The 13796-nt window shown below is 58.6% G+C and carries 6 protein-coding genes and 9 pseudogenes; 6 read left to right on the top strand and 9 right to left on the bottom strand.

The window, feature by feature from the left end; genetic code table 11:
- Position 1: 1 nt before the first annotated feature.
- From NKL06_RS11315 to NKL06_RS32725, 3 genes and pseudogenes are all read right to left on the bottom strand, one after another.
- Positions 2 to 937: pseudogene (locus NKL06_RS11315) on the bottom strand (IS30 family transposase); the annotation flags it as partial.
- A 70-nt stretch (positions 938 to 1007) separates the two neighbouring features.
- Complete coding sequence (locus NKL06_RS11310) at positions 1008 to 2204, bottom strand: IS256 family transposase (RefSeq protein ID WP_352580280.1); 1197 nt, start codon at positions 2202 to 2204, stop codon at positions 1008 to 1010.
- Between the two features lie 97 nt (positions 2205 to 2301).
- Positions 2302 to 2493, bottom strand: a pseudogene (locus NKL06_RS32725) (IS30 family transposase); the annotation flags it as partial.
- 43 nt (positions 2494 to 2536) lie between these two features.
- Between NKL06_RS32725 and NKL06_RS11305 the strand changes: the two are divergent.
- The 6 genes and pseudogenes from NKL06_RS11305 to NKL06_RS11280 all read left to right on the top strand — a co-directional run.
- A pseudogene (locus NKL06_RS11305) lies at positions 2537 to 2836 on the top strand (integrase core domain-containing protein); the annotation flags it as partial.
- 139 nt (positions 2837 to 2975) lie between these two features.
- Positions 2976 to 3164: pseudogene (locus tag NKL06_RS11300) on the top strand (ATP-binding protein); the annotation flags it as partial.
- A gap of 346 nt (positions 3165 to 3510) precedes the next feature.
- The gene (locus NKL06_RS11295) at positions 3511 to 4662 is read left to right on the top strand and encodes a M24 family metallopeptidase (protein ID WP_198027131.1); all 1152 of its coding nucleotides are present in this window, start codon (positions 3511 to 3513) and stop codon (positions 4660 to 4662) included.
- Positions 4663 to 4837: 175 nt separating this feature from the next.
- Complete coding sequence (locus NKL06_RS11290) at positions 4838 to 5530, top strand: aspartate/glutamate racemase family protein (RefSeq protein ID WP_156939205.1); 693 nt, start codon at positions 4838 to 4840, stop codon at positions 5528 to 5530.
- A 98-nt stretch (positions 5531 to 5628) separates the two neighbouring features.
- Positions 5629 to 6108, top strand: a pseudogene (locus tag NKL06_RS11285) (site-specific integrase); the annotation flags it as partial.
- Positions 6101 to 6877 (top strand): annotated as a pseudogene (locus NKL06_RS11280) (IS256 family transposase); the annotation flags it as partial. The pseudogenes NKL06_RS11285 and NKL06_RS11280, both read left to right, overlap by 8 nt.
- 110 nt (positions 6878 to 6987) lie before the next feature.
- On the opposite strand, the pseudogene NKL06_RS11275 reads toward NKL06_RS11280, so the two are convergent.
- The 6 genes and pseudogenes from NKL06_RS11275 to NKL06_RS32720 form a co-directional block, all read right to left on the bottom strand.
- Positions 6988 to 8042: pseudogene (locus NKL06_RS11275) on the bottom strand (IS3 family transposase).
- An 82-nt stretch (positions 8043 to 8124) separates the two neighbouring features.
- Positions 8125 to 9348 carry an ATP-grasp domain-containing protein gene (locus NKL06_RS11270; RefSeq protein ID WP_352580277.1) on the bottom strand — a complete coding sequence of 408 codons (1224 nt, stop codon included), beginning with the start codon at positions 9346 to 9348 and terminating at the stop codon, positions 8125 to 8127.
- A gap of 883 nt (positions 9349 to 10231) precedes the next feature.
- Positions 10232 to 10921, bottom strand: a pseudogene (locus NKL06_RS11265) (aminotransferase class III-fold pyridoxal phosphate-dependent enzyme); the annotation flags it as partial.
- A gap of 45 nt (positions 10922 to 10966) precedes the next feature.
- Positions 10967 to 11269, bottom strand: a complete 303-nt coding sequence (locus NKL06_RS11260) for a hypothetical protein (protein WP_245267141.1) — start codon at positions 11267 to 11269, stop codon at positions 10967 to 10969.
- A gap of 662 nt (positions 11270 to 11931) precedes the next feature.
- Entirely contained in the window at positions 11932 to 12201 is a 270-nt protein-coding gene (locus NKL06_RS11255) for a hypothetical protein (RefSeq protein ID WP_023693491.1), read from the bottom strand.
- 675 nt (positions 12202 to 12876) lie between these two features.
- Positions 12877 to 13785: pseudogene (locus NKL06_RS32720) on the bottom strand (IS110 family RNA-guided transposase).
- Positions 13786 to 13796: the final 11 nt, after the last annotated feature.

Here is a 13796-nt window from a genome sequence, read left to right as displayed (position 1 = left end):
CTCAACCGGTCGTCGCAACACCGGCATCATACTGTCCCCCAAGGAGCTGGTCGAGGACTTCGGCAGGTGTTTTACAGCCGAGCGTTTTGCGCGGTCTTGTGTTGATAGCATGGGCGACTGCGTCCAGTTCCCGGGCTGTGTGCCGACTGAGATCCGTGCCCTTTGATGCGCAGGTCGGCGTGCTGCGCCATTTCCGCTCCCTCGTCCAAGTCAGCGACTGACGCAGTTGCCCGGGAAGTTTGTCCATGGATCGGGCTATGGCTCTGCGGACTGCTTCAGCGCCGTGGCCGGCAAGTGGTGGACCGTTCTTGATGCGCAGGCTCTGCTGATAGCCATGCATGCGCGGCAGTGAAGCAGCATTGTGAGCGTGAACTTCGTTCCACGAGCGTGCCGATGCCGAGCTTCCGAGGCCAAGGGTGAGGTCGCCTTCCCAATGTCCGGGGACAGCCCGATCGGCAATTTCGGCCGGACGGTCGCTTATCATAACGGCGTCTCCAATGAAGGACTTGTTGCGCACTCGGGACCGTTCGCGCGGTACGCGCAGCGCTCGGCCTGAACGCAGACATGCGGTCAGTTCTCGGCGCAATGCTCCGCGTCCTTGAATGTACAAGGACCGATAGATCGTCTCGTGGCTGATCCGCATGGTTTGATCCTCTGGGTAATCGATCTGAAGCCGATGAGCGATCTGCTCGGGGCTCCAGGCTGTCGACCACCGCCGGCTCTGCCGGTGAACAGCCCTTCGCTTTTTCCATACCACCGTGGGGCCCTCGAATGAGGCGCCATGCGGGTTGGTGACTTTGCTGGCCAAGCGCTCCTCCACATATTCACGCAGAGCCGGATTGACCACCAGCTTGCCAGGAGGCCGCCGGGACGCACGATCGGCGTGCCATCGGGCGGCACTGGCCCCGTAATCCAGATTGCCGCTGCGCGTCGCGGCTCCTGCACTCCGGGTTGTGTGCGTCAAGTTCTGCAAAATGGGGCAGCCATGATGCTGGTCATGATGCTGGTCATGCGGCTTGGCGCAGAGCGAGCTTCTTGTGCTCGCGCAGGTCGTCCATGTTGATGTATCGGTTGGCCTCCATCCAGTTTTCATTGGTCTCGACGGCCAAGGCCCTGACCAGGCGCAGGCAGCTTTCGGTGTTGGGGAAGATGCGCACGACATAGGTGCGCCGGCGGATTTCCTCGTTGAGCCGCTCCAGCATGTTGGTGGATTTGAGATGCTTGTGGTGCTGTCTCGGCAGCCTGAAGAAGGTCAGGGTTTGTTCGATGGCATCCTCGGCCCAGCCTGTCAGGCGCGGATAGCGTGCCGACCATTTGGCAAGCCATGCGGCAAGATCAGCCCTGGCCTCTGCGAGATCGCGCCGGTCGTAGAGCCAGCGCAATTCCTGCAGGCAGTCGTCGCCGTGCTTCCTCGGCAGATGATCGAGCGCGTTCCTGAGGAAGTGCACGTAGCAGCGTTGCCAGGCGGCTTCGGGGATCACCTCGCCGATCGCTGCCACCAGGCCGGCGTGATCGTCGGACACGACCAACTCGACGCCCTTGAGGCCGCGCGCCTTGAGGCCGACGAGGAAGTCCCTCCAGGCCGAGCGGCTCTCGCGATTGGCCATCTCCACGGCCAGGATCTGCCGGCGCCCGTCCCAGTCGATACCGACCGCGATCAGCACCGCCTGGCTCATGACAACACCGGCTTCACGCACCTTCTGGTAGCGCGCATCGAGGATGAGGTAAGGAAACGGCTCTTGAAGGGGGCGCCTGGCAAAGGCAGCGAGGCTCTCGTCCAGCCGCTTGTTGATGGCCGAGATCGACGAGGCCGAGAAGGCATGGCCGCACAGTTCTTCCGTGATCGCCTTCACCTTGCGGGTCGACACGCCCTGCACATACATCTCCGCCAGTGTCGCCACCAAGGCCCGCTCGGAACGCTGGTAGCGCTCGAACAGCTCGGTGGAGAAGCGCCCGGCCCGGTCCTGCGGAACCCGCAGCTCGAGCTTGCCGACCCGCGTCACAAGGGTACGGCCGTAATAGCCCGAGCGATAGCCAAGCCGTTCGGGCGTGCGCTCGCTCTTCGAGGCACCCAGCGCCTCGTCCATCTCGGCCTCAAGCACCTCCTGCATCACCGCACGGAGCACTTCGTGCAATTCATCCGGGTTCGAAAGCAAAATGTCTTTGACGGCAGCGCTGGCGGTCTGAACTTCAGTCTTGGTCATGGTGGCGTTCCTTCGCGGGAATCAGGTGACGTGAACAATCACCAGCCTGCCAAGACCGCCCCCTCTCAGCGAATTTGCAGAACTCTCAGCACACTACCGCACTCCGAAACCAGCGCGGACCAAGAGGCGTTGATATACCGGCATCCAGTGCGGCCTCCTCGCTCGAACGTCCCAAGGCAATAGCTTGCCAGAACCGGAGGCGATTCTCACGCTGCCAGGCAGGCGGACGCCCGGGCAAATCTAGCTTCTTTCGAGTGCACCGATCTGAAGCGCGTTGGTGAACCGTCATTGCAACCTCCAATCCCTTGGTGTTGCGACGGCCGGTTGAATCCGCCCAATACGTCTTTATCAGATACGCCGAGCGCCTGGCTGAGGCCGGCGTCGAGCCGTCCGTGGGCAGTATCGGCGACTCTTTCGATAATGCTCTCGCCGAAACGATCAACGGTCTTACAAGGCCGAGATGATCCATCGACGCGGACCCTGGCGCTCATTCGAGGCCGTCGAGTTCGCCACGCTCGAATGGGTCGACTGGTTCAACAATTGCCGGCTGCTGGAGGATCGGGAACATCCCGCCGGCCGAAGCCGAGGAACGCTACTACGCCATGCTGGATGTACCAGCCATAGCCGCGTGACTCAACGAAACGGCCTCCGGAAAACCCGGCGCGGTTCATAACCTTCTCCACGGACGTTCTCCCTCATGTGACTTTCGACAGCCACACCTTGGCACGCGATACCGGGAGCGGAGGCCGTCCACCACATCAGGTCAATCCCGTGGTGGCAACAGCGATCCTCGATCGCCTGCTTCCTCATTCGACAGTGATCACCGTCCGCGGTGACAGCTATCGGCTTCGCGAAAAGCGTCCTTCCGGCGTGCTGCAGAAGGCCGGAACGACGCTCAAGACCAACGCATCCGCAGGACAATTGAGAGGGCCAAATCTCCAGTTCGCTCAAGCGGACTAATCCCACTTCTCCTCACAACATATGGGGAAATTGTGCGCAGAAGCTCAAAAAAAGCCGAGTTTCTTCTGTATGAAGCCATACTTTGCGTTAAATGCCGCTATGCCCTTGCTACCGTTGCAGAGGCATGCGGACCGGTACACAGCAATGCCGGTCGCCTGAAAATGAGGAGAACAACGAGCTTGGGCAGTGCGGTTTCGGCGTATCGCGCTGCGATCGGCTACGCAATCGCGCGGTAGCCCTGCCGGGCTTCCGGGCCGTTATCCGCCTGGTTTGAGTAGTCTCTCGCGGCACTGGCCTTGTCCTACCCGACCCGAAAATCAAACGCTCACACTAGAAGGAGATGAAAATGCAGTTTGATCGCAGCGAAATGCAATCCCGCGTGGAACGGCTGCGCGCCGAACTGTGCGCTCGCAACCTTGATGCCTTGCTCATAGACGATTTCGAAGCCACGGCTTATTACTTCAACTACGAGACGGGTCTGAGCTTTTACCGTGCCGGCCTTATCCCCACAGAAGGCGAGGCATTTTTTGTACTGAGGTCGGTGGATGTCGCTCCGTTGCGTGAAAGGACTTGGGTCGAGGACATCGTCGGCTTTCCGGACTGGGTAGACGCGCACACAGCCATTGTTGAGAAAATTCACCAGCGCGGCCTGGATCGAGCACGTATCGGCGTTGACCTGAGGAGCCATGCGCTCACGGTCCAAACGTTCGAGGCCCTGAAGCGCGAGTTGCCTCACGTCAACTTCGTCGATGTGGACAATTTGCCTTGGAAGTTGCGCAAGCTTAAGTCAAAGGCTGAGATTGATAAACTCCGTAAGGCCAGCGACATTAATGATGCCACGATGCGGGAGATTGTGGAAGCCGCGAAGCCAGGCTTCACGGAACGGGAAGCTGCCCGCATGGCTGCCGAAGGCCACGTCCGCCACGGAGGCGACCCCGTTCACCCTGGCATCATGACTGCCGCCAAAGGATGGGACTTTCTGCACGGTCACGTTCACGACACGCCTCTCCAACAAGGTGACGTGCTCCACATCGAACTCATTCCTTGCTTCCAAGGCTACAGCTCGCGCATGATGCGGTGCGTTGTCTTGGGAGATGTCGCGCCGGAAATGGAAGTTATCTCTAGGACGATGATCGAACTTCAGGACAAGCAGATTGCTGCGATGAAACCTGGAGCGGTCGCCAAAGACGTCGACCGGATAATGCGGCAGGGAGCACTAGATGCAGGCCTCCGAGAGAATTATACCAATATTACCGGTTACACGCTTGGGTATTATTCGGAGAGGCATACAGGTAGCGACTTCACTTGGGTATTTTTGCCAAATTCCGAATGGGTCCTCGAGGAAGGCATGGTCTTCCATATGTATACGTCGGGCGGAGGCATCGCCATCAGCGAGACGGTCCTAGTCAGTCCAAATGGCGGCGAAAGGCTATCAAAGATGGAACGCCGGTTGTTCTCTAGTGATGACAGTGTAAGGCTGCTAGGAGCCGCGGCATAACGGACCGCTTATTGTGGGCGGAATTAACTACTTTAACGATCCTGTAGGAACTCGACCACAGCAGCCACTGGCAGTCATCACGAACAGCCGGAAGTTGAGCGAGCGTAATCGAGATCGCACTGGGCCGATGGTCGTCTAAGGTTAAGCTTCGCGGCAGATCTATAAAGGAGAGAAAATGAAAACCTTAGGATTTCTAGACATAAATAACGTGGGAAGTCTGGACCGGTTGAGTGGCTTTAATGGTGATCTAGGCCCATCGGCTGGTGATCCGTGCCGCTACGAATCCTCCCCAATAGTAAAGCAAGTCCCGGGAGCTTGGGCCAGAAACGTTGTACCGGGTGCTCCTACTTTAGAAAATGCCTATATCAAGGCTGCCCAAGAGCTTGTGCACGAAGGAGCCGACGCGATTACCGGTTACTGTGGTTTTAGCGTGCGATACCAGCAGGCGATTGCAGAAGCGGTGCCGGTACCTGTGTCGATGTCAAGCCTTTTATTGCTTCCGATGCTTCTATCGACCGCACCTGCAAGTAAGAAGATTGCAGTCCTAACTGCTGACTCGCGGGCTCTGGATGACGGCATCATGGCTATGCTGGGTATTACAGAACAATCGCGATTGATCGTCGAAGGGCTTGAGGGTACAGCGACCTATGGCTACATGTGGGCCGAGAATGGTGAGATAGACGTCGACCACTTCCTAGCCGACATGGACCACATCGTTAATCGTGTCCGTCAGCACCAAGACATTGCAGCTATTCTATGCGAATGTACAATGTTTTCGCGGACATCTCATCGAATACGAAGGGCTACAGGATTGCCAGTTTATGATACGGCAACCAACGCAGCTCTGCTTATGGCATCGGTCAGCTAATTTAGATAGCACTAATTGGCAGAGTTTAACGATGGGGGCATTTTGAGGATTCCCAAGAGATAGTGTCGAGCCAACCTTTCAGACAGGAGAACCCCCAGATGGCCCAGATAAGCCCTCTGTGTCAGCGGATGATTGAAGATCTGACGATCCGCAATTTGTCACCGGAGACGCAGCGATCCTACGTGCATCACGTGGCGAAGTTCAGTGGTTTTTGGGACGATCACCCGATCAACTGGGATACGAAGAGGTGCGCGCCTATCAGACCCACTTGGTGGGTCGAAGGGTCTCGTGGGGCGCGTTGAACCAGACGGTTTGCGCCTTGCGTTTCTTCTACGGCGTGACGCCGGGTCGCTCTGATGACCACCTATGCGGTGGGCTTACGCGCCGCGGAGGCGGCGCGTCCGCAGGTGACGGACATCGATAGCAGCCGGATGGTCATTCGCATCGAGCAGGGCAAGGGCGGCAAGGACCGCTATGTGATGCTGTCGCCGCCGCTGCTGGAGATTTTGCGCGTCTATTGGCGGTTGACCAAGCCGGGGCGATGGCTGTTTCCCCGGCGCGACGACTGGAAGGTTGAAGGCCTTCCTCGAGCGGCCGATCGAGGGCGATTGGCCATACCTGTGGATCGACGCCACTTACCTGAAGGTCCGCCGCGGTGGGCGGATCGTCTCGGTCGCCGTTATCATCGCCGTCGGCGTCAACGCGGACGGCCGGCGCGAGGTACTGGGCATGGAGGTCGGCACCTCGGAGGCCGAGCCGATCTGGACAGAGTTCCTGCGCAAGCTGACACGTCGCGGCCTGCGCGGCGTCAAGCTCGTCGTCTCCGATGCTCACGAAGGCCTCAAGGCGGCCGTCACCAAGGTGCTGTGCGCGACATGGCAGAGGTGCCGCGTCCACTTCATGAGGAACGTGCTGGCCCATGCCGGCAAGAGCGGCCGCAGGGTCGTCTCAGCCTTCATCGCCACCGCTTTCGCCCAGGAAACGCCCGAGGCCGCGTCCGTACAATGGCGCGCCGTCGCCGACCAGATCCGGCCGAAGGTGCCGAAGCTGGCGACAATCATGGACGACGCCGAGCCCGACGTGCTGGCCTACATGACCTTCCCCAAGGGACATCGCGCCAAGCTCCACTCGACGAATCCGATCGAACGTCTCAACGGCGAGATCAAGCGGCGCACCGAGGTCGTCGGAATTTTCCCGAACGACGATGCGATCGTGCGCCTCGTCGGCGCAATCCTGCTCGAACAGAACGATGAATGGGCAGTGCAGCGGGCCAGATATATGACTCTGGAAACGATCAGCCAGATGAGCGATGATCCCCTGATCAGCCTGCCAGCCGTGGCGCGCTGATCAGCCCTCCCATGCCGGAGAGCACGGCGACTAAAGCCGCCAGCTACACCACGCCGCGGGACACGATCTTGGCCTAGCGTCGAGTGCCTTCGCCGAGGGTTATAGACGCGCTAGGTGTAATCGAACACATCCGCCCTCGCGTCATCTCTCGTCCTGTAGACCTTGCGGGCTGTCCGCTCGGTCCTTGAGCGACGAGAAGAAGCTCTCCATCGCAGCGTTGTCCAGACGTAGCCCGACCGGCTCATTGAACAAGTGATGCCGTGGTCGACCATCAGTCGCTGGAACTGCTCGCTCGTATATTGCGATCCCCTGGTCGGAGTGGTGCAGCAGGCTGTCGTGCTTGCCTCTTCTCCAGATCGCCATGATGAGCGCACCGGTGACGAGCTGGGCCGTCATCTCGGCCTTCATCGCTCAGCCGACGACACGCCTGGAGAACAGATCAACGACGGCGGCAACGTAGAGCCATCCTTCGACGGTCCAGATGTAGGTGAAGTCCGCAATCCACTTCTGGTTCGGGGCCGATGCCTCGAAGGCGCGGTCGAGTAGAGTCCCCGACACCGCCGCTCGCTCTCCGGTGTCCTTCGGCAGTCCGCGGCGCCGAGGCCGGGCCCGCAACCCGCTCTCCCGCATCAGACGCTCGACAGGATGCAAGCCGCAAGAGAGACCCTCGGCCAGTACGTCGTGCCACACGCGGCGAGAACCATAGGTGCCGTCGCTGCTCTTGAAGCTACGGTCGATAACGCCGAGCAGCACCTCGTAGGTCGGCACTGGTCGCTGGGCTGCGGTTGGACCACGTACGGAAGCCTGAACGGGAGACATCCAGCGCGTCGCATAGCCATGCCACCGGCCAGATGTTCCGGCGCGATGAAAGCGAACTCACGTCACTTCCCTCGCGAAGTAGGCTGCGGCCTTTTTTAAGGATGTCGCGCTCCGCCTTCAGTTGGCGACTTCCTTGCGCAGCCGGTCGATCTCGAGCTGCTCCGGCTTCATCTGCCCATAACGGGAAAGGCATGCTGCGGATCAACGCTCGTCTCGCGGATCCCTTGCGCAGCACATTCTCACGGAGATCAAGATCACAGGCAGCCTGCGCAACCGCGACGCCCCGATCCTTCACCAACCTCACTGCCGCGAGCTTCAACTCGCGGCTGAACTTCCTTCTCTGCATTTCCACTCTCCAGTTCCGTTAAACACCTTATCTCGGCGAAACCGGCAGCAGGCCACTGAACGCGCTCCAGTTGAGATTGTTCCTAACGACGCACGGTCGGAAACGGTGTGATCGACCAATTGATCAGATCGACGGCACGCTGAAGTATTGCCTCGGTCTGAGCACAGCTGGGTGAAACAGCGATGACATGTCCTAAAGAGTCCCGGTAGTCGCCTTTCCTGACGATCGGCTTCTTTGGTTCAACATGCAATTTGACTTCGGCGACACCTGGCACTGCAGCCGCCAGGCAGTCGCCATCGATCCAATCGAGGATGCCATCGCGATCAGGGAGTAGGGACCGCCAGGCCGCACTGAGCGAATGCCTTCTGAGCAAATTCCATTCCTCGCCGATGACAAGCTTGATGTGCTCGGTGATGAGATCGACACCGTAAGCCAGCTGAATCGGTTCAGGACCGGCACCAAGGCGCGGATTGACTTCAATGACGACTGGGCCACGCTTCGTCCACCGTAGCTCAATGCACGCTGGCCCCCAGCCAAGACCCAGAGCTCGCAAACAGCTCAGCGAAACATGTGCGATACGCTCGTGCTCGTCATCATCCAGCGGTGCCGGAAAGATGCCTTCACGAAAGACAAAATGCGGTGGGGGCCCGAACTCAGCCGTCTCAATCCCAATGACCTCAATTCCCATAGTATGGGCGATATAATGGGGGCCTTGTGCGAATTCTTCGACCAGTATCTTCGGGGAGGACAGCCAAATGTGCTCCCCGCCCAACAGATAGGTCGTATGTTCGGCTAACTCATCGACATTGCGGCACAATCGGACACCGCTGCTCCCGATGCCTACGGCTGGCTTAAGAATCACCGGCAGGCCGATCTCCGCGGCAGCGCTTTCTACGTCCGTCGCGTTCGCGGCCAAGCGATAAGCAGGGATTGGAGCGCCGGCCGTCGCGAGGAGCTGACGTTGGGTGAATTTGTCGCAGCATCGTTCAATCGATATCGGGTTCGGTCCCGGTAGATCGAAATGCCGGCAGAGCTTGCCAACCGTCGCACAGACTGCCTCCTTAGCGCTTGTAATGCCAGCAATGTCATAGGTCGTAATTAGCCGGGAGCATTCACGGATCAGCGCGTCCAGATTATCTGTATCGACACTTATTGCCTCAATGTTTTCCGCCGAAAGATAGTCGTACAGAGCTGGATCAGCTGATAGGGTAATTGGATGAAGGCCAAGTCGCTGGGCTGCTTCCACGTATAGCGGACCATTGCTCCTTGTGCCTTCAACTAAAATGAGCGCTTTTTTTTTCGGCATTGTTGCTAGCTCCGTCTTTGCGTGCTGGGCGACTATTTGAGTTAGATCGGCCTCAGCTTTTCATTGTCTGAGCTCAGAAGGTAGCATTGTCAGCGATTAGCAGTTGCAAAGATTCTGTAAATTTTGGTTGAAGGGTCTGTTGCAACGGACTGGTAGCAGGCGGTGTTCTCGTCTTCCGGAGATCGCGTCGGGCTGGATCTCTGCCGTGCGATCAACAGTGTTGGCGGCACGGTCGACTGATTCTTCGGCGAGCACCGTGACCCGGCCAACCGGGAAGGCACCTTACCCTTGAGAATGCCGCAGGGTAGTCACGACGGAGGCCGAAAACCGATCCGCATTTGCACCAGCAAAGAACAATCGATTCGAGCAGGATCATCGTCGCATCAAGCTTCGGGCTGGACCAACTATCGGCCGGCAGCGAAACGGTTCACATGATGCAGAGGCGGCAGGGGCTCTGGATCCGATCTTGGCTAGGGCATGCCTGTCAATGACGGGGAGATCCCCCGGCGAGGAGGCCTTCGATAATCCAGCTTATTACGCCCGACTGCTACGACGACTTTGCCGACGAACTGCGTGCAATGCTTGTGCAATCTCACGATCCTAACGGCGGGCTTTTCTCCATGCAGTCATGCACCGCGCCAATGCTGTTGCGAACGATTGACAGACCACGACGCAGGTCAGCCTCGGCAATGGTGAGAGCAACAAGGAACTTGAGCACCTCATTCCGCCCGCCGCAGGTCTCGATGACTAAGCCGCGTCGAAGAGCTTCCCCTGAGATTTGGACCGGCAATGAGTGGTGCTTTTGAAATAGGAGTCCGTACATCAATCCTCGGCCCCGTACACTCAGGCCAAGGTTGGGGAAATCGTTTGCGATTGACTTGAGTTAAGCAGCCAGGATCGAGGACTTGCGAGCGATCTCTTCCTCAAACTTGGAGTCGGCCCAGTAGGTCTCAAGAGCCGTTCGAGCAGTAACGAAAGCAAGGTTGTTGCCTCTGAACGTACCGCTGTGCGCGCCAGGCGACCAAACATTAAGTTCAGGCTTCAGAAGAACGAGGGACATCGGCGTCCCGATTGCCGACAAGGATTCTGAGAGAGTAACGATGTCCGGCACGATCTCAGCAGCTTCAAAACTGAAAAATTTGCCTGTGCGACCGATACCAGCCTGAATGTCATCGAGGATCATCACAATCCCGTGTCGCGAGGTCAAATCTCGCAGCCGCTGCAGCCATTCAAAACTGGCAGGATTGATGCCCCCTTCACCTTGGACTGCTTCCAAAATGACCGCGGCAGGCTTATCGAGGCCGCTGCTAGGATCGTCGAGCAGCTTTTCGAAGTAATCGAGCGTATCAACGGAAGGGCCGAGATAACCATCGTAGGGCAATGAGGTGACGTGCGCGAGGCCGTACCCCGCCGCAGTCCGGTACTTCTTGTTTCCGGTCGCTGCCAACGCTCCAGCGCTGACGCCATGAAACGCATTGGTAAAGCCACGACGTTTGATCTTTTTGTCACCTGACGGGCAATCTTGAGTGCGGCCTCGACCGCGTTGGTGCCTGTGGGACCAGTGAACTGCAGTTTGTAAGTCAGACCACGTGGCTTCAAAATATACCGCTCGAAGGCCTCAATAAATGCCTTCTTGGCGCTGGTAGCAAGGTCGAGCCCATGCGCGCTCGATATAATCCAGCAACGGCTTCTTGAAGGCGGGATTATTGTGGCCGTAGTTGAGGGCGCCTGCCCCCGCGAAAAAGTCAAGATATTCACGACCGTCTGCATCTATCAGCGTAGTGCCAAGCCCGCGATCGAATAGGATGGGGAAAGACCGGATGTAGCCACGCACCTCAGACTCGAGGCGCTCAAAAATCGCGATGCTCGCATCGTTCGTAGGCGAGAATTTCTTATTCACAGCGACAATCTCCTTGTTCATAGAAGCGAGTTCCTTCGAGTCGGCAGGCTGCACCCGCCAAGCGCGGGCAGTGTTAGATCGTGCGGTTGGGCAACTTAGTGCCCGTTTCGTGAATCTAGCAGCATCAGATGGACGGAAATCGAGTGGGCAACTATCACGAGTGGCACTCAAAACAGATGTGGGACCATGATCTCCCGAAAGGCGCTTTTGTTGAGTTAAAGGTCTGAGATTTTATGTAAAAGTCTTGTTTCCGGCGCTCTGAAGGTACTTCAAATTGGAGGAGCGGCGATTGCACGCTGATGTTACTCAAGTCACCACACCCAAGGAGGTTGAATGCCTTGACTGGGCGTTGTCGGTCGGCTTGCCCGGCAGCCAGAAGTCGAGGAGGACGCCCTTGGTGTAGGACCAGATCGGTTCGTGCTAATTTCCAGCCCGAGCACGTCAGATGGGGTCGGTGTCACTCGGCCGGAGATGAAGCCCAACTGGTTGAGGCCTACGCCAACATCCGCATGGGGACGAGCTTTCGGCAAGGTCTACCGCATGGCCACCAGATGGCGGTCATCAAATGAGCTGCTCCCGTCTTAGCGGCCGGGTCCACCGTCCCGGCAAGGGACGTCGTAACGGCGGACGTGGTGTCGATGCCCGCCGTGTTCCTCCTTATCCTTATCCTCTCATCGAACGCTTCACGACACGACTGCCTCAGGACGGCCTGTCGGCAGAAAGCGCTCAGTGCTGCGCATCATCTGGTGCAGGACCACCGCCAGCTTGCGCGCAAGTGCAACCTTGGCCATTTCATCCCGGCCCACTTCGCCACCGCGAGGCAATACGACTCTCACCTTGATTGTCGCCGCGCAATCGGCGGCCTTGGGGATCTCGACGCGTGGGCCGTAGCCGTAGCGTCCATCCCAGTGCATGACAAAGCGGAATCCGAGGAACTCGAACCCGCTTGTCATGGCCGTGACCTTCGTCTACTCCGGCGACAACTCAAGGCCTGTGGCCCGGCGCAAGTAGTCCGCCAGCGCGGTCTTCTCCGCGAGGGGAATCCTCCTGCGTACCGGACACCAGCACCACAAAATCGTCGGCGTAGCGCACCGCAGGAACACACAGCGACCAGCCATGCGATCCCAGTAGCGCGCTCTGCCTGCCGCGGTTCTCCGGTCACATTGACGGTCGGCATGAGCCTTGGTGCGCTGATACACCCACCGTTCGTACCGCACTTCGATCGCGCTGAGCGCGACCTTGGCAAGCAGTGGTGAGATAATCCCGCCCTGAGGGGTTCGGCCTCTGTACGAAGGAACTGATTCTCGGAGAGAACACCGGCTTTCAGGAACTGCCCGATCAGCCTCGTCACCCTCCGGTCAGCGACGCGCTTGCGTAGCTTTTCTAATAGATGATGATGGCTGATGTTGTCGAAGCAGCCCTTGACCGCTGGCCTCGATGAAGTGCGATGCGACGGGCTGATCAAACGAACGCGTGAGCGCATTTGAGTCGCGCGGCCTCTCTCGCCTCGGGATCGTCTGTTTCGTGCACCTCGCCTCTGCCGGCTACCGCACCGGTCAGTTCGTTGGGGTCGTCTTCAGCTCAAGCGCTCCCTGCCACCTCAAGACCCTGAAATGTCCCGCCCTAGGTCAGAAGCACCAGATGATCCGGGCCATCTTTGTTGACGAACGCGACAGCACGACTTTGTAGGGCCGCCGCTTCGAAGACCATTTTCAGCCATTTCGGCGTATTGCGTTGCCTCCGCATATGCCGCAGAACAGAAGTCGCACTGAGCACCAGCAGGGAGCGAAGCTCCGGATCGCCCATCTTCGATATTCCTCCCAGGCGCTCTTTGCCTCCGCTGGAATGAGACTTCGGCGATGGAGCTGCCGTGATTGCTCCGACACCTGGTATCGAGCCATCCGCCGCATATCCTCGTCACATTTTGCCTCGCGAACAATCTCCCGCTCGAGACTATCGATCCGTCGCATCAGCGCCTCGATCTGATCTGCGATGGCCGATAAAGCCAAACGGACAGCTTTCGGCAACCGAGCATCGGTCTCATTGCGCACGATATCGATCAACCCCGCAACTTTCGCCAGCTGATGCCGGCGATGATGCCCAATTCCGATTAATGAGCGCGCAGCGCATTGATCACCTGAGTTCGCTGACGAACAGAGAAGACCGCGTGTCTTCAGCACCAGTCGCGACCGCCTGCTGCTCGGCCGTTTAGACCGGAACGAAGCGCATCGTCTTGCGGATCACGGCCTCGCGGATCGCGTCGGCGTCGGCGGCGTCCGTCTTGCCCCGGTTGACGAACGGCTTGACATAAGCCGGCGGGATCATCCGCACGTCATGACAAAGTTCTGCGATCTCGCGCGCCCAGTAATGCGAACCGCCGCAGGCCGCAAGCCCGACCAGACACGCAGGCTGCTTCTCGAAAAACCGCAGCACATCGGCGCGGCGGAGCTTCCGGTTGACGATTGGAGAACCCTCGGCGTCAGCGCCGTGAATATGAATAACTGCTTGGCCAAATCCACCCCGATGCGTGGTAATATGCTTCACGGAA

The sequence above is a fragment of the Mesorhizobium sp. C268A genome (assembly GCF_040324475.1).
In the GTDB taxonomy this organism is placed as follows: domain Bacteria; phylum Pseudomonadota; class Alphaproteobacteria; order Rhizobiales; family Rhizobiaceae; genus Mesorhizobium.
This window is presented reverse-complemented; position numbering and strand designations above follow the sequence as displayed.

What these genes read in the sequence shown, in the direction of transcription:
- NKL06_RS11295 (WP_198027131.1), top strand. Translation starts at nt 3,511, where the DNA reads ATGCAGTTTGATCGCAGCGAAATGCAATCCCGCGTGGAACGGCTGCGC.
- NKL06_RS11255 (WP_023693491.1), bottom strand. Translation starts at nt 12,201, where the DNA reads ATGACAAGCGGGTTCGAGTTCCTCGGATTCCGCTTTGTCATGCACTGG.
- NKL06_RS11270 (WP_352580277.1), bottom strand. Translation starts at nt 9,348, where the DNA reads ATGCCGAAAAAAAAAGCGCTCATTTTAGTTGAAGGCACAAGGAGCAAT.
- NKL06_RS11260 (WP_245267141.1), bottom strand. Translation starts at nt 11,269, where the DNA reads ATGAACAAGGAGATTGTCGCTGTGAATAAGAAATTCTCGCCTACGAAC.
- NKL06_RS11290 (WP_156939205.1), top strand. Translation starts at nt 4,838, where the DNA reads ATGAAAACCTTAGGATTTCTAGACATAAATAACGTGGGAAGTCTGGAC.
- NKL06_RS11310 (WP_352580280.1), bottom strand. Translation starts at nt 2,204, where the DNA reads ATGACCAAGACTGAAGTTCAGACCGCCAGCGCTGCCGTCAAAGACATT.